This is a genomic window from Pedobacter alluvionis (assembly GCF_003664035.1).
Lineage (GTDB): Bacteria > Bacteroidota > Bacteroidia > Sphingobacteriales > Sphingobacteriaceae > Pedobacter > Pedobacter alluvionis.
The window spans coordinates 1,230,598-1,251,724 of the sequence record NZ_RCCK01000011.1 but is presented as its reverse complement, the minus strand read 5'-3'; the positions used below and the strand labels follow the sequence as shown (position 1 = coordinate 1,251,724).

General features: G+C 34.1%; 19 protein-coding genes. 9 read left to right on the top strand and 10 right to left on the bottom strand.

From position 1 onward, the window contains the following. Positions 1-36: 36 nt before the first annotated feature. Complete coding sequence (locus BCL90_RS13290; protein ID WP_121284433.1) at positions 37-1,269, top strand: ATP-binding protein; 1,233 nt, start codon at positions 37-39, stop codon at positions 1,267-1,269. Positions 1,270-1,302: 33 nt separating this feature from the next. Here the strand turns inward: BCL90_RS13290 and BCL90_RS13285 are convergent, their stop codons facing one another. Continuing rightward, on the bottom strand, positions 1,303-1,557 hold the full coding sequence (locus BCL90_RS13285) for a helix-turn-helix transcriptional regulator (RefSeq protein WP_121284432.1): 255 nt from the start codon (positions 1,555-1,557) through the stop codon (positions 1,303-1,305). Between the two features lie 189 nt (positions 1,558-1,746). Here BCL90_RS13285 and BCL90_RS13280 point away from each other — a divergent pair, with 189 nt between their 5' ends. The 3 genes from BCL90_RS13280 to BCL90_RS13265 all read left to right on the top strand — a co-directional run bounded on the left by BCL90_RS13280 (position 1,747) and on the right by BCL90_RS13265 (position 6,545). Next, the gene (locus BCL90_RS13280) at positions 1,747-3,048 is read left to right on the top strand and encodes a S41 family peptidase (protein ID WP_121284431.1); all 1,302 of its coding nucleotides are present in this window, start codon (positions 1,747-1,749) and stop codon (positions 3,046-3,048) included. A gap of 141 nt (positions 3,049-3,189) precedes the next feature. Then, on the top strand, positions 3,190-4,689 hold the full coding sequence (locus BCL90_RS13275) for an MAC/perforin domain-containing protein (RefSeq protein ID WP_121284430.1): 1,500 nt from the start codon (positions 3,190-3,192) through the stop codon (positions 4,687-4,689). A gap of 401 nt (positions 4,690-5,090) precedes the next feature. Then, positions 5,091-6,545: an MAC/perforin domain-containing protein gene (locus BCL90_RS13265; RefSeq protein ID WP_121284428.1), complete on the top strand. Its 1,455-nt coding sequence runs from the start codon at positions 5,091-5,093 to the stop codon at positions 6,543-6,545. 116 nt (positions 6,546-6,661) lie between these two features. Here BCL90_RS13265 and BCL90_RS13260 read toward each other — a convergent pair whose 3' ends face one another. Further along, the gene (locus BCL90_RS13260) at positions 6,662-7,732 is read right to left on the bottom strand and encodes an acyltransferase family protein (protein WP_121284427.1); all 1,071 of its coding nucleotides are present in this window, start codon (positions 7,730-7,732) and stop codon (positions 6,662-6,664) included. Positions 7,733-7,808: 76 nt separating this feature from the next. Between BCL90_RS13260 and BCL90_RS13255 the strand changes: the two genes are divergently transcribed. Further along, positions 7,809-8,699 carry a glycosyltransferase gene (locus BCL90_RS13255; RefSeq protein WP_121284426.1) on the top strand — a complete coding sequence of 297 codons (891 nt, stop codon included), beginning with the start codon at positions 7,809-7,811 and terminating at the stop codon, positions 8,697-8,699. Here BCL90_RS13255 and BCL90_RS13250 read toward each other — a convergent pair. The 7 genes from BCL90_RS13250 to BCL90_RS13220 form a co-directional block, all read right to left on the bottom strand. Beyond that, positions 8,686-9,465 (bottom strand): glycosyltransferase family 2 protein, encoded by a 780-nt coding sequence (locus BCL90_RS13250; protein WP_121284425.1) that lies wholly within the window; start codon positions 9,463-9,465, stop codon positions 8,686-8,688. The genes BCL90_RS13255 and BCL90_RS13250 overlap by 14 nt on opposite strands. A gap of 38 nt (positions 9,466-9,503) precedes the next feature. Further along, a complete protein-coding gene (locus tag BCL90_RS13245) occupies positions 9,504-10,469 on the bottom strand; it encodes a glycosyltransferase family 2 protein (RefSeq protein ID WP_121284424.1) in 966 nt (321 codons plus the stop codon). Between the two features lies 1 nt (position 10,470). Further along, a complete protein-coding gene (locus BCL90_RS13240; RefSeq protein WP_121284423.1) occupies positions 10,471-11,571 on the bottom strand; it encodes a glycosyltransferase WbsX family protein in 1,101 nt (366 codons plus the stop codon). 2 nt (positions 11,572-11,573) lie between these two features. Continuing rightward, positions 11,574-13,409, bottom strand: coding sequence for an ABC transporter ATP-binding protein (locus BCL90_RS13235; protein WP_121284422.1), 1,836 nt, complete (start codon positions 13,407-13,409; stop codon positions 11,574-11,576). A gap of 183 nt (positions 13,410-13,592) precedes the next feature. Continuing rightward, positions 13,593-14,393, bottom strand: a complete 801-nt coding sequence (locus BCL90_RS13230) for a DUF5672 family protein (protein WP_121284421.1) — start codon at positions 14,391-14,393, stop codon at positions 13,593-13,595. After that, entirely contained in the window at positions 14,390-15,457 is a 1,068-nt protein-coding gene (locus BCL90_RS13225) for a glycosyltransferase family 4 protein (RefSeq protein WP_121284420.1), read from the bottom strand. The genes BCL90_RS13230 and BCL90_RS13225 overlap by 4 nt, the downstream gene beginning before the upstream one ends. 47 nt (positions 15,458-15,504) lie before the next feature. Further along, the gene (locus BCL90_RS13220) at positions 15,505-16,380 is read right to left on the bottom strand and encodes a glycosyltransferase family 2 protein (protein WP_121284419.1); all 876 of its coding nucleotides are present in this window, start codon (positions 16,378-16,380) and stop codon (positions 15,505-15,507) included. 57 nt (positions 16,381-16,437) lie between these two features. Here BCL90_RS13220 and meaB point away from each other — a divergent pair, with 57 nt between their 5' ends. After that, a complete protein-coding gene (gene meaB, locus BCL90_RS13215) occupies positions 16,438-17,334 on the top strand; it encodes a methylmalonyl Co-A mutase-associated GTPase MeaB (protein ID WP_121284418.1) in 897 nt (298 codons plus the stop codon). Positions 17,335-17,427: 93 nt separating this feature from the next. Here the strand turns inward: meaB and BCL90_RS13210 are convergent, their stop codons facing one another. Beyond that, entirely contained in the window at positions 17,428-18,717 is a 1,290-nt protein-coding gene (locus tag BCL90_RS13210) for an aminopeptidase P family protein (protein WP_121284417.1), read from the bottom strand. A gap of 171 nt (positions 18,718-18,888) precedes the next feature. On the opposite strand from BCL90_RS13210, the gene BCL90_RS13205 reads away from it, so the two are divergent. The 3 genes from BCL90_RS13205 (at position 18,889) to BCL90_RS13200 (ending at position 20,858) form a co-directional block, all read left to right on the top strand. After that, complete coding sequence (locus BCL90_RS13205) at positions 18,889-20,232, top strand: OmpA family protein (protein ID WP_121284416.1); 1,344 nt, start codon at positions 18,889-18,891, stop codon at positions 20,230-20,232. Between the two features lie 97 nt (positions 20,233-20,329). Then, positions 20,330-20,467, top strand: a complete 138-nt coding sequence (locus BCL90_RS26150; RefSeq protein WP_315417948.1) for a DUF6728 family protein — start codon at positions 20,330-20,332, stop codon at positions 20,465-20,467. 10 nt (positions 20,468-20,477) lie between these two features. Then, positions 20,478-20,858 (top strand): RidA family protein, encoded by a 381-nt coding sequence (locus tag BCL90_RS13200; RefSeq protein ID WP_121284415.1) that lies wholly within the window; start codon positions 20,478-20,480, stop codon positions 20,856-20,858. The last annotated feature ends 269 nt before the right edge of the window (positions 20,859-21,127 follow it).

Sequence of the window (21,127 nt, the reverse complement as noted above, 5' to 3'; positions counted from 1 at the left end):
CTTAAAAATATCGATATTTGTATTTCAATTATCGATATGGAAAGATCAACTGCATTAAAATCGCTAAAAAATCACCTTAATAAACCTCAGCACACCATCATTATAGGGCCAAGGCAGATCGGCAAAACCACACTTGTTAAGCAGTTGGCAGAGCAATTGCAAATGGATAACGAGCTAGTGTATTTTTTAACCTTCGAAGATCCTGTCATTTTAGAGGCCGTAAATCATCATCCTGAAAATATATTCAATTATACCTTGTTGCCGGCCGATCTTCCTGCAGATAAGCGGTTATATGTTATTATCGATGAAGTTCAGTATGCAAAAGACCCCAGTAATTTTTTAAAACTTTTATACGATAAGTATTCCCCAAAATTAAAAATCATCGCTACAGGTAGTAGTGCGTTTTACATTGATAAGAGTTTTAAAGATAGTTTGGCGGGAAGAAAAAAGGTGTTCGAATTTTTTCCTTTGGCATTTGATGAATTTTTGCACTTTAAAGGTGAGGATGATTTAATCGCTGAGTGGGAGCAAATGAAAAAAAGAGTTACTTACCAGGGGCTCCAGCTTAAGCGTATAAATGCGCTGTTCGATGAATATTTGGTTTACGGTGGTTATCCTGCTGTTGTTTTAGCAGATACGGAACAGGAAAAGCAGGAAATGCTTAAAGAGCTTGTAAACAGTTATATGAAGAAAGATGCCTTAGAAGCGGGTATTAAGGAAGAACTTAAGTTTTTTCAATTGGCCAGGTTATTAGCCGATCAAACAGGCAATCTGGTGAATAATCATGAGCTGGGAAATACCTTGCAAATGGCCAGTTCTACGGTAGAAAACTACATTTATTTAATGCAGAAAACTTTTATCGTACAATTGCTTTCTCCCTTTTATGGTAATGTGCGAAAAGAATTAACCAAAATGCCAAAGATTTATTTTAATGATAATGGCTTGCGCAATGTTTTGTTAAATAATTTTACGAAGTTAAACGATAGAGCAGATAAAGGCGAATTGCTCGAGAATTATGTTTACTGCAGGTTAAGGCAGTTGCATGATTCTGATAGTTTACATTTCTGGCGCACTGCGGATGGTAATGAAGTAGATTTTGTGGTAGAAGAACAATTAAAACAGGGCCTGGCTTACGAGGTTAAATATCATGATGTGCAGTTTAAACCTAATAAGTATAAAAAATTTGTAGAGGCTTATCCTGATTTCAATCTGGAATGTGTTTGTAAATTAATTACCAGAGATGATTCAATAGAAGCGATTCGGTTATAGCTTGCTGATCAGAAGATGATATCAAATGATACATCAAAAATACGGATGCTCTTTTTGTTTTTGGGAAATTATCTTGGCTTGCTTAAAGGCTGATTGAATGATGATGTCCTGAATGGAAATTTCGTAAAGTTCAGCAATTTTGCCCAGTTGCGAGAGTGAAAAATCTACTTCATTGTTTTCCCACTTTCGGTAAGCAACCCTGCTTATTCCGATTACATCAGCGGCGTATTGCTGTGTATAGCTATACTTATCTCTGTACCTTCTTAAGGTAACCCCTATATCTAACATACTAAAAAACGTTAACGGCTATGTATTTTTATTATTTACCTGTTGTATATTAATAATGTAAATAATGATAATAAGGAATTGTCAAAAATAGCAAATAAAATCGGTTTATTTGTGTAGGTTTTAAATTGTCGAAAAACAAATAATAATCAAAAGGATTATTGTATTTAATTAAACTTTAGCTTTAAAAAATTGAAAATCTATAATACAGGTTGTACGTATGATTATAAGTTCATAAAAGGGATTCTCTTTTTATTTCTAATAGTGGCTTGCACTAGCTGTAAAAAAGATAAGCAGATCGAGATAGATAAGGAGGAAATTGTTTCGCCAACTACGGGTACAAGAACAGAATTTACGCTTGATTCTATTTTTTTATATGCAAAACAGGTTTATTTATGGAATGATGTGTTACCTGGTTACAGCACTTTTAAACCAAGAGAAAAATACGGAAATGCCCAATCTGAAATAAGCGCATTTAGAAATGAACTTTTCGATATTTCCCAATTTAAACTTAATCAGGCAACAGGTAAGCCATTTGAACTTTCAACTTACAATAACTTACCAAAGTACTCCTACCTCCAGATAGGAAGGACTTCTGGTGGAGGGAATCGGGCCGGGGCAATCAGCGGAGAAGCTGTGTTGGCTAAACGCCTTATTCGTTTAGACGACAAGGTGATTGCTTATGTAGCCTTGGGTTCATTCCCATCTTTAAGCACAGCTAAATCTAAATTAGATCAGGTTTTTGATGAAATTTCAGCGGATAAACCTAAATATCTTGTTTTAGATTTACGTTCTAATGGAGGCGGCTATGTTGAAACTGCAGAGTATGTTGCCAATTTAATTGCACCCAGTACATTAAATGGCAAAGTAATGTATTCAGAACAATTTAATCAGATACTTCAAAGCGGTAAGGCAACAATTCTGCGTCATCAGCCCTACCTGGACGAGAATGGAAAAACCGTTACGTATAATGGACGCCTGGCAACACTGGCCGATGTTGATTATACAGAAAGTGGCAATATATATAAATTCAATAAAAAGGGAAATCTGGAATCAATACAAGATGTGTACATTATAGTATCTGGCCAGACGGCTTCAGCGAGCGAATTATTGATCAGCTGTTTGAAACCTTATTTCAATGTGAAGTTAATAGGTGAAAAGACTTATGGAAAACCAGTTGGTTTCTTTGGGATAAATATCGATCAATATTCGGTTTATCTCAGCAGTTTCCTCATTAAAAATGCACAAGGATGGTCTGATTACTTTAATGGTATGGAACCGGATTTGAATGTTACGATGCCAAACAACCCAACATTAGGAGATACTGAAGAAGCATGTTTAAAAGCAGCTGTTGCTGCAATTGATGGTAAAATACAATTACAGCCCAAAAAAAGTGCAAGTATTTTAAGGCTAAATTTAAATAGAATACCATTAGCACTCATTGATAAAGATTCAATTGGGATGATTGAAAATAGATTGAAGTTAAAGTATTAGTTTTTTATATTCTAGTATAGTTTCGTTTGTATGTTTAATTCTGTATTGTTTTATAATTAATTATTAATATTGATAACCCTACATTGTCATAATTAATTTTTCTTGTCGGTAGTTTTGTGAAAAAATAACAAATAAATACTGATGAAAAACAATTACAAATTAAAAATTCTTTGCATGCTGTGCGTAATTACAGCAGCATTTAGCAGTTGCAAGAAGAATGAACTTTCAGAAGAGAAAGGACTTATAGGGAATCATAAAAATTTAGCAATTGCTGGTGACGGCAAGTGGGATTTGTTGGGGCATGGTTATGATGTCACCGGCGAGTTATTCGAAAGAGAGAGCGCTTCTGATGTATCTATAATTGATATAGATAGATTTAACTTAGATTATCCTGGTAGAATTGTTACACCCACAGATTCAAAAGGGGATTATGAAGTATATTATGGTGCTAACGCCTATGATTACATAAAAGATGTTAACAACAAGAGAACTTTTGGTGGTACTGGAACAGGTGGAGACTCGAAAGGAGACTCACTTTATGGTACGGCAAATTTTTCTAAAACAAACGAAAATCAAAATACCTATACCTACAATAGTAAGTATTCTTATGCAACTTATGAGTCGTGGTATAGGATAAAAACTATTGATTTTACAGGGGATGCTACTGTTGATTTATTAAGAAATTATTTAACACCATTATTTCTAGCTAATTTGGCTAGTTACAGTCCAGAACAATTGGTTGAAAGATACGGAACCCATGTGCTGCTAGGTATAGACATAGGAGGTCGTTTGAGATATGACTATAAAGGAGCTATCGTTAAGGAAACTACATTTGACCGAAAAGTTCGCGCAATAAAAGCTGGATTCTCTATTGGTATAGCGAAAATATTTAGTGTTGATCTAAGTGCAGATGTAAACAAAGAAGAAAAAACTACTATTTCAAATGAGACGACAGAGAAATTATTTAGAGGTACATTCTACGGTGGTAATAATTCTGGAACAAGTTTTTCCGGTGATGCATTAGGAAATACTTCTACAAACATCAATCTTGTTAGTTGGCAACAAAGTATTAATGTTAATAATGCATCATTAATTGATATTAATAAATCTGTACCTCTTTATGAATTTATTAGCGACCCGGTGAAAAAAGAGCAGGTTAAAATCGCAATTAAAAAACATATAGCTGATAAGCAAATAAAGCTAGCTCCTCAGGAAATTTATGAGTTTTATACTCCTAGCTTAGACAAGCACGCGTATAACATAAATTCGAATATGCATCTTCAATATCTAAGTGACGCTTGGCATCCAAATGGCCAGCCATTTAAAGCCTATTCAACTCCTTATGATAACGCTATTCCTATCTATCAACATTATAATGGACAATTAAATGACCGTATACTTTGGGCTGATCCAAACCCAGGATGGGGAGGATATAGTCAGGATGGGATATTATTTTATGCATATACAACAAATGTAACGGGAACTGTACCTGTATATTCATTTATAAAGTCGCGCTTTCAAAAACTACCATTTAATCGTTCCGTTCTTGTTGGTCGCGATCATTATTATAGTTCAAATAATAAGCCTTTTAATGCTGATTGGAAGAATGATGGTATTGCATTTTATGCTTTTCCAAACTAAAGTTAGGTTGGTTAAAAATGGCATTATTAAAAATGCCAAATTGGTGTATTGGAATGTAAAAGCATCACAGATTTTAATATTTAACAAAAGAAGCTGTCTCTTGTATTTTGAGACAGCTTCTTTTGTTATCATCACTTTTTATTCTTTCTTAAACCAAAAGCAACAAACCGTAGATTGTTTATTCATAAGCTCCAAATTCGGATGTTTAACAAGCACTTATTTTAGGGAACTAACGTAAATTCTTTTAATTATAAATCAAGATATTTTGTGTGCTGTATTTTATTAATTTATCTGTTTAATTCTATTGCAATTTATTATTAAATATCATATTGATAACCTGATCTTATCATAATTAATTTTTCTTGTCGGTAGTTTTGTGAAAAAATAACAAATAAATACTGATGAAAAACAATTACAAATTAAAAATTATTTGCCTGCTGTGCATGGTTACCGCGGCATTTAGCAGTTGCAAGAAGAATGAAGTTGCAGAGGAAAAAATATTAACCAATAATCACCATAACTTTGCCTTTACCGGGCATCCGAAGTATCATGTTCTAGGATATGGCTACGATGCAACTGGAAGATTGGCTAATGCCGAATCATCTACAATACCAGTATTAAATGTTGAGAAGTTTATTACTGAAAATCCTGGCCTCTTTAGGCAAAATGATGATGTAAATGATTATTTTCAATATTCATACGGTGAAAATGCGGAAAGCTATTCTAATAAACTGACTCAAAAATATCACCTAAGTTTAGATTTAAATTTTCTTAAAGTGGCAAAATTATTTAAAACGGAGTTAGACGCTTCCTTTGCTAAAAAAGATAGCGTTTCTTCAAAATACATTTATGCTACCATTAGAAAAATGATTAAGCAAAAGAGCATGAGAATCTATTTTACTACAGAAAATCTTATAAATAATTACTTGACAGATCAATTTAAAGCAGATTTAGTCTCATTATCTGCAACTGATTTGGTTAAACGTTATGGAACACATGTATTAACTGATATTGAACTGGGAGCTCGATTAGATATGAATTATGAAGCTCAAACTAGCAACAGTAAAAGAGAAGAGGCAGCCACAGCTGGTGCAAGTATTAGTGCCGGAAAAATCTTTAATGTAACTGCAGATTTGAAAACCAATAGTGTAGATGCGAGTTCAAATTATAATCAGAAATTATATTATAATACTGTTGGAGGCGATGGTAGTAAAGGTTTGATCGGAGAGTTAGCATTAGACAATAGCACTATTAAAATGACTATTGCTAATTGGCAAAGTTCGTGTACTAAAGATAACGCAGCTTTGATTAATATTGGGCAGGATGGTTTACTGTCATTAGAAGATTTAGTTAGTGATCCAGTAAAGAAACAACAGGTAAAAGCTGCAGTTGAACAATATATTATTGATAGACAGATGGTTCTTGTGCCTGAAAAATATACTCCATCTCCAGTTGGAGTTTATTATAGTCAGGGTCTAAATGTGTGGAGATATGAATTTAATATTGATAATATTCCATATCTACGTGACGGAAGCTGGCAGTATAAGCAAACTTATTTTTCTGCTTTCAAGGTGCAGGCCACCGGTACAGTTCCTGTTTATGAGTATTGGGCTCCTACAACAAACGATTGTCTTTGGGATCGTAATGGAAGCATATCAAGTGATCCGTATTGGCACTTCGGTGGGGTTAAATTTTATGCTTATGCGACAAAACAACCAGGTACTGTGCCAATATATAGATATTATCATCACAGATCAGGAAGATCACATTTCTTAGGGGCAGATCCGGGCCGGCCATATCCACAGAATGAGTGGACAAATGAAGGTGTGGCTTTTTATGCTTATCCCCCACAATAATTAAGGTTAGTTAACATTTAAATGCGGTAATTTCCATATTGGAATTTGCCGCATTTTCATTTTGATCGGTTTAAAGGGCGTTTAAATGAAATCTAATTTCTATTAATGTAGTGAAATCATTGTCCCACAGTCCATTTCCATTTTTTAGATTTACCAATATAATATACTAGAGCATAAGTAGCAGCATAGATAAGGGCAAAAACCGCAAACTGTAGAAAAAATAAATTCCATACACTTTGTGTTGCATAAACAATATGTAGAGGGCCTAAAATCATTGGTAGAAAAATAATTATTAATATGTGATGCAGTAAATGAATTCCGAAAGTCATTGACCTTGGTTTTAATTTTTCTATTAAGGAAAAGTTGCAGTATTTGTAAAGAAAAACAAACGATACTAAAGAAAAAATAATGTTTGAAAACCTAAGGGTATTTCCTGAGTCATTTGATCCTAACTGTATTAAATTAATTGTTTCTACACATGAAATAACAAAAGTAAGCAATAGTGTTAGTGATATAAGTAAAAATGATTGTTTATTAACCCAGTTTTGAAATTCAGCAAAATACTTGTGTAAAATAACGCCTAACCACAAATAAAATACAAAGCCAACTAATGCTGTTGTGTGTCCCGTTGGTAGCCAATGGAAATATAAATTAACAGAATAGAACAAAGATAAAACAGACAAGATAGCCCCAAATGCAATGTTGTACATATATTTCCTAAATACCAGCAGTATTGAAATACAGATCATAAAATTTATTATAAACCAAAAACTTGTCTCAACAATAATAAAATGAAGCCTATTTAAAATGTATTCCAAAGGATGGCTAAAACCTAAAACTTCTGATCCTTTAAAATACCTAACACTTTGATCTATATAGAATAAAACTATTAAAACACTTACCCAAAAAATCCAGGGTCTGAAAGTTGTGTGAAGTCTGCGCCCAAGATATTGTTTGGTAGTATATTCATTAAATTTATCACCAATAAGGAAGCCAGCTAGTATAAAAAAAACAATTGTTCCAAATTTTATGAACTGTAAAGAAACAGTTTGAATGATTTGGTCATGCAATGTGATTAGTTTTAAGCCAAGGAAAGGAGAACTATGTTCCATCACAATTCCGATCATCGCTATAAATCTCATTGTGTCAATAAAGTCGTAATTTTTAGTAATTTTTGATGTAGTCATTTGCTGCAATTTTACAGATTTTGATAGTTAATTTATATATTTTTGTTGTTTCATTAATGTTAAGTAATGTTAATTTATGATTAGTATTATAATTTGCTCCATCAACACAGCTAATTTATCTGATATAAAGAAAAATATATCAGACACAATCGGGATCGAATATGAGATTATAGCTGTTGATAATCGTGTAGAATCTAAGGGGATTTGTGAAGTTTATAATTTTGCTGCCCGAGAATCCAAGTTTGATATTTTATGTTTTATGCATGAAGATATAAAAATGCATTCTGAAAATTGGGGCAGTAAAGTTTTGAGTATATTTAGACAAAATACTAATGCTGGTGTTGTTGGAGTTGCTGGAAGTACTTATAAATCATTAACACCATCAAGCTGGCATTGTTATGATATTGATGCTAGTGAAGCTTTAAATTATAATATCATTCAGAATTACAAATATTCTCAAAAAGAGCGGGTACTAGAGTTCTCTAATCCACGTCAAGCAGACTTAGAGCGGGTAGTTTGCCTGGATGGTGTATGGTTATGCTGCACCAAATCAGCCTTCAATTTTTATCAATTCGATGAGAAACTTTTAAATGCCTTTCATGGTTATGATCTGGATTTTTGCCTCGGTGTAGGGCAAAAATATAGCGTTTTCGTTACTTTCGATATCCTTATTGAGCACTTTTCTGAAGGTAATTTTAACAAGATTTGGTTGAAGGAAATTTTGAAAGTACATCAGAAGTGGAGCAGCAAACTGCCTGTTAATTTAATAGGCCTGCGAGATGAAAAAATTGCTGTTGAAGAGAAACGAGGCTTTAAAAACCTATTGATACGAATGCATAAAGAAAAATTCTCAGCTATGGAAATGCTAATGGTCATTGTAAACGCTAGAAAATCTAAAATAATGACTTTTAAGCTTTATGTGAAGTTGTTGAATTTTTGGTTGAAGGTTATTTTTAGAGGCCATTAGTTTTTTTAACCACTTTCTTAATTTCTCTTTTTGATTTGAATAGTCTATTTATGTACGATAAATAACTTCTTCCTTCCCATTTGTACTCATAATAAAATCTCTCTCTTGTAGTCATTTTTAATTGTTCTTCCTGATCAAATGTTTTTAATGTTTTACTTTCGAAGTGATCAACAATTGAAGAAGTGACTAAGACATGTTTAATTCCATGTTTTTTTAATGTATTTGCATAATCATTATCTGCATACCAGAATTTAAACTTCTCATCAAGTTTGCCGATTTTTTTGAGAATATCTCTTTTGAAAAATAAACACCATCCGGTAATTTCTCTTCTCACCTCATATCCCTCATAATTTCCTGTATGAGGATTTAGTCCGATTGAAGGATGATGAATAGAACAACATGAACTTGCACTTTGAATTGCATTATCTGTGGACATTGCCTTTAGAATCTCCGAACACCAATTTGCATGAAAAAATAGATCGTTATTGCATATACAAATATAAGGATGGTTTGAGTGGCCTATTCCAATATTCATATATCTGTGGTAGCCGAATTTTTTATTAGAATAAAGTGTTTCCGTATTGAGATATTGGTGGGGTTTTATCGCATGGTTCGATTCGATAACCGTAACGTTAAAACGAATATGTTTTGGATCCTCCGAATGAATTAAAGAATTAACTGTCTGCTCGGTCATTTGCTTTAAGCTTTCTGTTTTAGCATAGCTTAAAATGACGATATCAATCCAAATAGGTTCTTTATTAATCATAGATTTCAATGAAATTTATATATTATAATAGTATAGACTTAATTACGGCGCTTTGATTTAGTCACAAATGTTTTTCGCTTTAGATTTATCGATTTTATAAATGCAAGAAGAAATGCAGAGCCATTATTCATTTTTTTATAATATCGAAACAGGCTTCCTATTTTTTTAAAATCAGTCTCGGCCATGAGGAGCTTAAATGTATTAATGAGTAATTTTTCATTTTTTGAGCTGAGCTCTTTTTTTTCATTGCCTGGAAGTGAAGAGCTCTCAAGATAGCCTTTAACAAAGTTCCTGAACTCACCCTGTGCCACAATTATGGAATCTGATTGTTGAGTAGCACTATCAGCATGAACGCGTACTAAGGCAAGCGCTTTATTATCATCAAGGAAGCCGAAATTGAAATTGTTTATAGCAAATCTAAACCAAAAATCCCAGTCTTCTACATATCTCATATTCTCATTAAAGGTCCCCGTCTTGTCTATATGTTTTTTTCTAAACAAAGGGCCTTGTATGGCAGTTGGATTACACTCAATAAAAGTAGAAATAGTTTGATGTCCTGCACCATTGATTAGCGGCATAATCTTTTCATTCTTTAAGGCAAAATCAGTATATAATAAATTTTCATCGCTACTCCGGAAAAATCTTGTGCTAACCATACAAATGTCCACATCCTTATTTGCTTCAAGAAATTGGATTTGTAATTTAACCTTATCTTCTGTGATAAGATCATCGGCATCAAGAAATTGAATGTAATAACCTCTGGCTAGGCTTAATCCTTTATTTCTCGCTGCAGATACTCCTTTTTGATTTTGTTTAAGATAAATCAATCTATCATCTTTGTCTAAAAAGGACTTTACAATTTCTTCTGTATTGTCTGTTGATCCGTCGTCGATAATAATCGCTTCCCATTCAAGATAACTTTGGTTTAGTAAACAGTCGAGTGTATACCCTATTAAATGGCCATAGTTATGGGTTGGTATAATAAAAGAAACGGTTTTTTTCATATCAAGTATTCAACCCATCCTTTAATGCTTGTAGATATCTTGTACCCCAAAGTTCATCAGGTTCTAAATGGCAACCTTCACCCCATTCGTTCCATGCATTAATAAATAAAAGTTTCTCATTCTCAGGAAGATTCTGCTCGGTATATTCTTTCATTTTCTTTGTCCAATGAGCAAATAATTCAGGTGTAGAATCTATATAGATTGTTGCATTTTTCTTTCTTCTTGCAGAATTGTCCCAAGAAGGGCAAATACATCTGAAATACTTATATCCTGGATTATCTCTATTTATCATGTTTTTTACAACTCTTGTATAAGAATATATTCCATTATCAAAATGTACGGATTTCTTGATCCCTGTCTTGTGTAATAATTTTTTAACAAGATAAAGTGCGATATTTTTTTTTGCAATTTTATTTCCTCTTAATAAACTATCAGGAGCAAATTCCATCCCAGCATCGAATCCATGATCAGATGGATTTAATTGTCTTTTAAAATTTTCCATCCGAATTAAAAACAAATCTGGGAATCCTGCCTTTTTTGCTTCTCTTCGCCATATATTGGTTGCTTCTTTGATATCTGGGTGTAATTCAGATCTATAAACTAAAAAAACAGGTTTGCCATCAATTTTAATATACCGTTGATCTTTAAAGAATGGGAGTAAATAGTTTATATGATTAAAATCGTCTTCAAGAGAATAATTTTGTTGTTTTAATACTTGTTGATCATCCCCATCCCATCTTCTCGTCCAATTTTCATTTGCCCATGATAAACAAAATGGAAAATCTGGCTCACTTGATTGAAGTAAATGATGTAAAGGTTTTTCTAACAAGAGCTTTCCATTAAACCAATAATGATAGAAGCAAAAACCATAGATTCCATACTCTTTAGCTAAAGCAGCTTGTTCAATCAACACATCATTTGAACTCAAATCATAATAATTTTTATTTAAAGGTACATGTGGTTGATAGTGATTTTTGAATAATGATTGTGCTTTTTTTACATTTGTCCACTCTGTAAATCCATCGCCCCACCATTCGTTATTTTCTTTAATTGTATGATATTGGGGTAGGTAAATAGCGATTGGTTTAATTTTATATTTCATGATTAATTATTAAAAGCTTGCATATCAATCAGTCTTCTGTAAAGGCCGTTTTGAGTCATCAATTCAGTATGACTTCCGGTTTCTACTACTTCGCCATTATCAATCACTATAATTCGATCGGCGTGCTGAATGGTACTTAAACGGTGTGCAATAACAATTGATGTTCGATTCTTCATTAAATTGTTTAAGGCTTCCTGAACCAGTTTTTCCGATTCTGTGTCTAAGGCTGAAGTAGCCTCATCCAGCAGCATAATTGGTGGGTTTGCTAAAACTGCCCTGGCAATGCAAACACGCTGCCTTTGCCCTCCGGATAATTTGTTTCCACGATCACCAACTGATGTTTGATAGCCATTTTCTGTATTTAGAATAAAATCATGGGCATTTGCAATTTTAGCAGCAGTAATTACTTCTTCCTCGCTTGCATTTGGTTTTGCAAAGGCAATATTGTTGAAAATGGTATCGTTAAATAAGAAAGACTCTTGATTGACAGTTCCCATTTGTGAGCGGAGATCTTCAATCCTTAAGTCTTTATAATCTACTCCATCCAATTTAATAGTGCCTGATTTAGGGTCATGAAAACGTGGAATTAAATCCATCAATGTGCTTTTTCCGCCACCTGACGGACCAACTAAAGCAATGGTTTGACCTTTGTTTATTTCAATATTTATGTCCTTTAAAATTTGCTTTTCTCCATAGCTGAAGTTGACATTTTCCAGAACCAATGATTTATTAAATGCGTTAATTTGTATTGCATTACCTTTATTAACCATTTCGGGTTTAGTATCTATCAGTTCTAAAACACGTTCTCCTGCAGCAATTCCAGAATGAATTCCGCTAAATGAATCAGTTAATGCTTTTGCCGGACGCATTACCTGAGAAAAAATAGCAATATAGGCTATAAAATCAGCAGCTGCGAGCGCATTTTTATCATGGTGTAAAATTAAACTTCCACCATACCAGACAATAACAGCGATCATTAAAACACCTAAAAATTCAGAAACAGGTGAACCTAATTGCTGTCTTCTTACCATTTTCCGGTTTAAATTGGAATAGAAGATATTTTCATTATTGAACTTATCCTTAGTTCTTTCCGTTGCATTAAATGCTTTAATTATTTTTATGCCGCTTAATGCCTCATCCAGAAAGCCGATCATTTTTGCGAAAGACTCATGCGCTTCCTTTGCCTGTTGTTTTAGCCTTTTTACAATTTTACTAATAATAAAAGCGGAAATCGGGATTACTAAAAGTGAGAATAAGGTAAGTTTAGCAGAAATATTAAATAACAAAACTACATATACAATTAAAGTAACGGGTTCTTTAAAAACTACCTGCAAAGTATTTGTTACTGTAAATTGTACTACCTGAACATCAGAAGCAACTTTTGAAATAATATCACCTTTGCGCTCATTACTAAAAAAACCTACATGCAGGTTCATCACATTATCGAATACCCTTTTTCTGAAATTTAGCAATGTATGTACCCTTAAATCTTCCATATAACGTTGAGAAAAGTATCTGAATAGATTTGATAATAACACAGATATCACGATGATGGCGCATACATAAAGCAAAGTTTTTTCAATAGAATTTTTGGCTATTGAATCAGTTACCAGTTCTCTGAGTTTTCCTAGCAAACTGAATGATTCTGTAGCTTTATCTGTAAGTGTCGGCGTTTGAGGTGCAGGTTTATTCGCATTTAATAAAGTTTCAAATAATGGAGACAGAAGCGCCAGGTTGAATGTTCCAAACAGAATGGATAATAATGTTGCAATCACATAGGGAATAGCAAACTTCTCAATTGGTTTTGCAAACGATAATAAGCGGAAGTAAATTTTCATTTATGAAAAATGTATATGATAAATTTGGAGAACGGCCTGAGATTTCTCCTGAAAAATCTAAATAAAACTTAGCAAATGTACGGTTTTCCAATAAACCTATTTAAAAGGTTTTACTGCAGTAGTTTAAAATTACATTCTACTTGTATAAATTGTATACATCTTTTCATTAAACTATTTAAGTTTCTAGATTTTGTAACCTATTTTGCTAAATACTATACGCCAATAGTCTGCGTACCGATCCCAGTCGTGGCATCCAAATGGTAAGTCACTTTCTTTTAGTAGTTTAAGTCTTATTGGCGGTACTTCTACTGCAAATTTCAAAGCTTTTTCACAACTTGGGATATTTAAAACTCTTTTTTCTTTATTCACCTCAATGCTCCAAAAAACATCTTCATTGTGTAGATTTCCATTAGATGAAAGATATTCGTTAATCACAGGTTGCATTAATAGACATAAATTATAGAATTTATGAACACGCCTCAATGAAAAGCCACCATTGCCCACTTGATTGTTTAATTGATATTGGTTGGGTTTATTATTGTCAGAACAGTTAAAACGTGAATTAATATTTTGCTTTATTTTCAGAAAATACATTTCAACGGGGTTTTTATGATAAGTTTTCCTAATCCATGGAGCACCGATATAATCCCAGTTTTGATTGCACCAGAAATCCAACTGATCGGAAAAGACGAAGCAGTCCATCTGATAGATCAAGATATATTCATAATTAAGAAATGCCTTATAAAACTCAGCGGATAGCATTAACTTATTATAGCCTGAAATACTTTCGAAATAGTTATTACTGAAACTTATGGTGTTGTGAAGGTTCAATAATTTGGTTTCATCTGGCAAATTAAGATCCATCGGCTTTATTGCTATCTTATCATGATTACCTAAAACTTTTTCACACTGTTTTAATGCAATCTTTTCATAATCAGAGATCTGAATTCGATAGAACGGAATTACTATTGCAACCTTTTTCAATACGATTTATTTTCAATACATTCCTGATAAAGGCTTAGATATTGACTTGCAGCAATATCCCATGAAAATTTTTCTGCCTGCAAAATCATTTCTTGAGTGCGATTTCTTTCTTTGAAATCTTTCATACCATTATAGAATACTTCCTGCATCTGTTCAGGTTCAAAATTATCAAAATAATAAGCAACATCGCCGCCAACCTCAGGCAAAGAAGTGAATTTAGACAGAAACACGGGTTTTCCAAAATGCATGGCTTCGATTACAGGAAGACCAAAACCTTCGGCAACTGAAGGAAATAAGAAAGCATCACAGTTTTTATAGTACCAGGCTTTGTCTTCATCACTAACTGGCCCGGTAATGTGTACCCTATCCAAACAGTTATATTTTTCTGCTTCTTCTAAAATTCGTTGTTTGTGAGGTGTTTCCCTGCCTGAAATTACCAGTTCAAAATCGTTATCTTTTAATAATGCAGGTAATAAGTGAAAGCCTTTTTGTACGGAGAGCAAACCAATGGTAAATAGAAATTTCTTTCCAGGTTTAAAAGCTGGCTGATGGTTTTCATCTGAAATTAATTTATCGGCCCCGTTATAAATTACACTGATTTTATTTGCTGACTCCGGGAAATAGTGTTTTACATCATTTGCAACAAACTGTGATATGCATACAATTTTATCACACTGTGATATTAGCTTGCCTAGTTTTTTTAGATATACCTGAATTCTGTGTGGCTTGCTAAACTTTAAATGCACTTTGTTCATGTCATGAACAGTCATTATTTTTTTTGCATTTACTTTGCTCGGTCTTAGTCTGCAGGTTTGATCAGAAAGATGAACAACATCGAAGTCATTTTTCCCTTTAAAGAATAACCGGTCTAATCTGGATAGATAAATGAGGTCAACCAAACCATTAAAAAGGTATTGAGTGTGTTTAAAAAGATAAAACTTTAATTTAAATTTTCCTTTGTTTTCATGTATTAATGCGTCACCCAACCCTTTTCCAAACGAGAAATAGCCGCAATTGGCATCCTTCATCGAATCAAAAGTTACTAAAACGTTGGGCTTTTTCATTAAAATGTTATTTGATGGTGCAAATATATATAGATTTAAATTGTGGTCTACTTTACAATTTTATAATTCCGATACTCAAATAACCGTAATCCGGTTAAGTCTTCAATTTTTTGCAAAACCTTTCTGCGGAAATTCATTTTGGGGGTTTCTTTGGTTAAATCTTTTTCAAATTTCCAGTTTGCTGCGGCAATTCTTTCCAGCATCACTTTAGGGTGGGTGCCTTTAAAATGGACCAGTCGATCGGCATTGTGCATATCGTATGTATCCTGAATGGGATAATTTTCTTCTATCCACTCTTCCGTTTGATAAAACTGATTAAAGTTGCGCACTTTACCTTGTAATCCTTTTGGGGGTTTCACCCAGCCATAATGGTAAATGTAAGCATCAATTAGCTTAACCTTGAGTTTTCTGTCGTTAATTCTGAAACCCTGGGCATCCCGGTAAGAGTGAACTCCTGGAAGGTTTTTGATAATCCTAACCTCTCTTCTGTACCAACGTCTGGATTCGGCCAGATAATCATAAGAGGCATAAAAATGTTTATATTTTAAGAGTAAGGCCTCAACATTGCTATTGTTAAGTTCATCTTCCATTTCTTTTTTAATCAAGGGGAGATAATCTTCATGTATGGCTTCGTCACCTTGAATGTAGATCATCCAGTCGGTATCTTTCCCTATTTCAGCTAGTGCCTTATTGGTTTCATCAGCAAAAACACGACCGCCTTCCCGTATACTTTCATCCCAAATGGTATCAATTGTTCTAATTTTAGGATCAATGCTTTTAACCATTTCAGAAGTTTGGTCTGTAGAGTTTCCCAATGCAACAATAAAATCGTCGCACAATGGCAGCACAGAAAGTATCGCCTCTTTTGCAGGGTAGTCGTTAACAATAGCATTTCTTAAAAATGTAAAACCGGTAACTTTCATTATTGGGCGCTTTGTAGCTAATAATTTTTGTTAATTTGTACAAAGATAGTTTTATTGATGAATACGCATCTATCCATTTTAAGCGAAGTAAAGGCGGGCAATTATAAGGTTTTGGCAAGAACATTAACGCTTGTTGAAAACGATATTAAACCGGCAGATTCGATTTTAAGAGATTTAGATAGTAAGGCTACTGTCCCCGTTTTGGGTATTACCGGACCTCCCGGCGCTGGCAAAAGTACTTTGGTAAATGTGGTAACCGATCATTTAGTTGCCGAGGGGAAACGCATTGCCATATTGGCGATAGATCCAACCTCTCCATTTAATTTTGGCTCTTTGCTGGGCGATCGTATCCGGATGGCGGGCCAGTTTAATAATCCGAATGTTTTTATCCGATCTTTGGCTACACGTGGCGCTTTGGGCGGCATTTCGGCAAAAACAATCGAAATGGTTGACGTTTTAAAAGCTTCGAATTTTGATCTGATTATTGTTGAAACTGTTGGGGTTGGACAATCGGAAGTAGAAATTGCGGGATTGGCAGATAAAACTGTTGTTGTATTGGTGCCAGAATCCGGAGATGAAGTTCAGAATATCAAATCCGGGTTAATGGAAATTGCCGATTGTTTTGTGATTAATAAGGCTGACAGGGAAGGAGCAGATACTTTTGCCAATAATCTAAAAAAAATAGTTCATCAGGGTGTAAAGGCTATTCCAATCTTAAAAACTGTTGCTGATAAAAATATAGGGATCGACGAATTGTGTAAATGGATTATCAAACCGGAGGTATTTAATGATGACCGAAAAGCTTTTTTATTTGCAGAAAAGGCATGGAAACTCATACAGCATCAAAAAATGCAGCATATCGATAAAAAAAGGCTGCGAGAAAAAATTCAGGCAGCCTTAAAACAAGATGATTTTAATATTTATCGTTTTGCGGACGAGTTTGGTAATAGTTAACAGTTGAGATTGCCTTATTGCTAAATTGTTAAGGCTGGTTAATCGGTTAATTGTTTAAACTGTAAACTGCAAATTGAATACTGCTAACTGGAATTAACTATTCATAATCTCCTCAATTTCTTCAGCTTCTAATGGGATATCGGCCATTAAATCTATATTCCCATTTGCTGTGATGAGGATATTATTTTCTAAACGGATACCTAAGCCTTCCTCCGGAATATAAATGCCTGGTTCAACCGTAAGAATGTTCCCGTTAGCAAAAGGGGTATACCTTCCTGCAAAGTCGTGTACATCTATGCCTAAGTGATGCGAAGTGCCGTGCATAAAATATTTTTTATAAGCTGGCCAAGATGCGGTTTGATTCTTCACGTCAGTTGTAGAAATAAGCCCGAGATTAATCAGTTGTTCCGTCATAATTTCGCCAACTTGTTCGTGGTAGGTATTCCATATAATTCCTTCGCCAATTAATTTAATCGACGCTTTCATTACATGCAGTACGGCATTGTATACATCCTTTTGTCTTTGCGTAAACCGGCCATTAACCGGAATAGACCGGCTCATATCTGCATTATAGTTGGCGTATTCTGCACCAAAATCGAAGAGTATTACGTCTCCATCTTTACAAGTCTGGTTATTATCGTTGTAATGTAGGATGTTTGCGTTATGACCGGAAGCAATAATAGGCGTATAGGCATGACCTGTTGCGCCCTGACGGACGAATTCATGTATAATCTCTGCTTCAATTTCATATTCTTTAACCCCAGGCTTTGTGAATTTTAATACCCTGATAAAAGCATCACGGGTTATTGCCGATGCCTTTTTAGTTAATTCGATCTCTACATCAGATTTAACGGCACGTAAATTTCTCATAATTGGTGCCGAGCGTTCATAATGATGCAATGGATATTTTGATTTCATTTTCTCAATGAAACGAATATCGCGATAAGGAACCTCATGGGCGTACCGGTCATTCTCATTTGTATTTAAATAAATATGCTCAGCATAGTTAACAATACTATGTAAAATGTTGTCAAAATCTTCTAACCAATATATTGATTGGATGCCTGAGGCGGCTTTTGCCTGTTCTTTGGTGTACTTATATCCTTCCCAAACTTTGATATAGTCGTTGGTCTGTCTTAAAAACAGGACTTCTCTGTGCAAAGGATTAGGACAATCAGGATATAATAGTAGAATTGTTTGTTCCTGATCAATGCCTGATAAATAAAATAAATCTGGATTTTGCTTAAAAACGAAACTTTGGTCTCCACTTCTAGGGAATTCATCACTTGAGTTAAATATTGCTAGTGAATTGTTTTTTAGGTTATTAGCGTATTTTTTTCTGTTTAAAATAAATAATGACTGATCAATCGTAGGGTATTTCATGGAAATAGTATTTTATATTGGTAATGGCCAAATGTAATAAAATGATTAGTTCCCGTAAAGTTTGGAACGGAGTTTGTATAAAAGTTTGAAAATTTAAAATTTTGATTAATTTTGCCTTTACTGAAAAATTAATCAATTAAATTGTTTAACCCTTAAAAAAGAAAAAAGATTATGAATTATTCTACTTTAAAGAAAAGTGTTGCGCTTTCTTTAGTGGCATTAACAGGAGTTGCTTCTCTTGCTGTCGCTCAGGATGCTCCTGCAACCACTTCTGCTGTCAAGGTATTTGGCGGTAGAGGACAGTACAGAACTTGGTCTATCGGCGTACACGGTGGTGTTTTAATGCCAGTTGTTGCTATCGGTGGTACTAACGATTTTAACAAATGGGATGCTAACTTAGGTTACGGTTTAAACATCCGTAAACAATTAGGTCACTCATTCGGTTTAGAATTAAACGGAACACGTGGTAAACTTTCAGGTAATAACGAAGGTATTACTTCATCAGTTAAAGATTTTGAAACTGAATTACAATATGCTGTAGATTTACGTGGTGTTGTAAATGTTGGTTCTATCGATTTCTTACGTCGTGAGAATGCAGTAGGTTTCTTCTTAACTGCCGGTGCTGGTTATATGGCTTATGCTCCAAAAATTACTACTAGTGCTGGTCAAACTATCGACTGGAAAGGTAGTGCTGTTGGTCCTGCTGATGACAGACATGATGCTAAAGATTACGTAAAAGGTTTTTACATTCCAGTTGGTGCTGGTGTTAAATTCAAAGTTTCTGAGCGTGTTAACTTTAACTTAGGTTACACTATGAACTTTGTTGATGCTGACAACTTAGATGGAGTTTATGCAAAAGGTCAAACTAAAGATAAATTCTCTTACGGTTATGCTGGTTTAGAATTCTCTTTAGGTTCTTCTGCTAAACCAAGTTTAGAGTGGACTAACCCATTAGCTACTATGTACGATGAGTTAAAAGATCCAACTTTACGTCAAGAAGTTGAAGCATTGAAAAACCGTGTTTCTGCTGTTGAGAAATCTGTTGAAGATTTGAAAAAAGATACTGATGGTGACGGTGTTGCTGATCAATTCGACAAATGCCCAGGAACTCCTGCTGGTACTGCTGTTGATGGTTCAGGTTGTCCACTTCCTAAAATGGTAGCTGATTCAACTGCAACTAGCAATGTAACAGGTTTCGAAAAAATCGGTTTCGATTTCAACTCTTCAGTTTTAAAAACTGAGTCTTACCCTACTTTAGATAAATTATCTTCAGTGTTACGTGAAAACGGTGGTAAAGTAACTGTAAACGGTTACGCTTCAAGCGAAGGTACTGCTGCATATAACTTGAAATTATCTAAAGACAGAGCTAACTCTGTTAAAACTTACTTAGTAAACTCTGGCGTTAACGCTAGTCAAGTTGCTACTAAAGGTAATGGCGAAGCTAATCCAATTGCTTCTAACGATACTGAAGAAGGTCGTATCCAAAACCGTCGTGTTGAAACTGCTAGAAACTAGTATTTCAATATAAGATTTAAAAAAGTCCTGATGAAAATCAGGACTTTTTTTATGCCTTTTAGTTTTCTGTGTTAAGCTTTTTAGCTAAGTTTGTATCATGTACTTCTTTAGAAAAAAGGATCCAAACAGGCCAAATAATATCAATCTGAGAATTATGCATTTTATTAATGCATTGGCCATCTTAATTTTTCTTGCAGGTATCATCTACAAGCTTGTTCAGTGGCTTGCTAAATAACCCTAATTGTATGAAACAAATTATTAAAACAAACAATGCTCCAGCTCCAATTGGACCATATAGCCAAGCTGTACAAGCCGGAAATTTTTTATTCGTATCGGGCCAGGTTGCCATTAATCCTGAAAATGGAGAATTAAATATTGGCAATATTGAAGAGGAGACTCACCAGGTGATGCGCAACCTTAAAGCTGTTTTGCTTGAGGCAGGTTTAACCTTTGAAAATGTAGTAAAGTCTACTATTTTCTTAAGCGATATGGGCACCTTTGCTCAGGTAAATGAGGTTTATGGGCAATATTTTACTGCTGATTTTCCAGCCCGCGAAACAGTTCAGGTTTCGGTGTTACCTAAAAATGTCAATGTTGAAATCTCTGTAATTGCCATTGTTGGTTAATTTACAGAAAACAAGAGTAAATATTTTATTGCAGACATTGTTCCTTACATTATCTGGGGACAATGTCTAACCTTTGCTTACATAAAAGGTTCTCCTACACACCTATACCTTACTGAGAATGCCACTTCTGCCCTGGGTATTTAATATATCTCAATCCAATTGTTGCTTTTACCCGCGCATTTTTCTACTTTAAAGAGAAAATAGATCTGCATCAATTTTTTGCTTATTTGCTTTTGCTGCTACCGATCGTTATTTTTAATGCGGCTTTG

Bases quoted from the DNA above. Each gene is read 5' to 3' on its own strand.
- BCL90_RS13290 (WP_121284433.1), top strand. From the start codon at position 37: ATGGAAAGATCAACTGCATTAAAATCGCTAAAAAATCACCTTAATAAA.
- BCL90_RS13285 (WP_121284432.1), bottom strand. From the start codon at position 1,557: ATGTTAGATATAGGGGTTACCTTAAGAAGGTACAGAGATAAGTATAGC.
- BCL90_RS13275 (WP_121284430.1), top strand. From the start codon at position 3,190: ATGAAAAACAATTACAAATTAAAAATTCTTTGCATGCTGTGCGTAATT.
- BCL90_RS13265 (WP_121284428.1), top strand. From the start codon at position 5,091: ATGAAAAACAATTACAAATTAAAAATTATTTGCCTGCTGTGCATGGTT.
- BCL90_RS13260 (WP_121284427.1), bottom strand. From the start codon at position 7,732: ATGACTACATCAAAAATTACTAAAAATTACGACTTTATTGACACAATG.
- BCL90_RS13255 (WP_121284426.1), top strand. From the start codon at position 7,809: ATGATTAGTATTATAATTTGCTCCATCAACACAGCTAATTTATCTGAT.
- BCL90_RS13250 (WP_121284425.1), bottom strand. From the start codon at position 9,465: ATGATTAATAAAGAACCTATTTGGATTGATATCGTCATTTTAAGCTAT.
- BCL90_RS13245 (WP_121284424.1), bottom strand. From the start codon at position 10,469: ATGAAAAAAACCGTTTCTTTTATTATACCAACCCATAACTATGGCCAT.
- BCL90_RS13240 (WP_121284423.1), bottom strand. From the start codon at position 11,571: ATGAAATATAAAATTAAACCAATCGCTATTTACCTACCCCAATATCAT.
- BCL90_RS13235 (WP_121284422.1), bottom strand. From the start codon at position 13,409: ATGAAAATTTACTTCCGCTTATTATCGTTTGCAAAACCAATTGAGAAG.
- BCL90_RS13225 (WP_121284420.1), bottom strand. From the start codon at position 15,457: ATGAAAAAGCCCAACGTTTTAGTAACTTTTGATTCGATGAAGGATGCC.
- BCL90_RS13220 (WP_121284419.1), bottom strand. From the start codon at position 16,380: ATGAAAGTTACCGGTTTTACATTTTTAAGAAATGCTATTGTTAACGAC.
- meaB (WP_121284418.1), top strand. From the start codon at position 16,438: ATGAATACGCATCTATCCATTTTAAGCGAAGTAAAGGCGGGCAATTAT.
- BCL90_RS13210 (WP_121284417.1), bottom strand. From the start codon at position 18,717: ATGAAATACCCTACGATTGATCAGTCATTATTTATTTTAAACAGAAAA.
- BCL90_RS13205 (WP_121284416.1), top strand. From the start codon at position 18,889: ATGAATTATTCTACTTTAAAGAAAAGTGTTGCGCTTTCTTTAGTGGCA.
- BCL90_RS26150 (WP_315417948.1), top strand. From the start codon at position 20,330: ATGTACTTCTTTAGAAAAAAGGATCCAAACAGGCCAAATAATATCAAT.
- BCL90_RS13200 (WP_121284415.1), top strand. From the start codon at position 20,478: ATGAAACAAATTATTAAAACAAACAATGCTCCAGCTCCAATTGGACCA.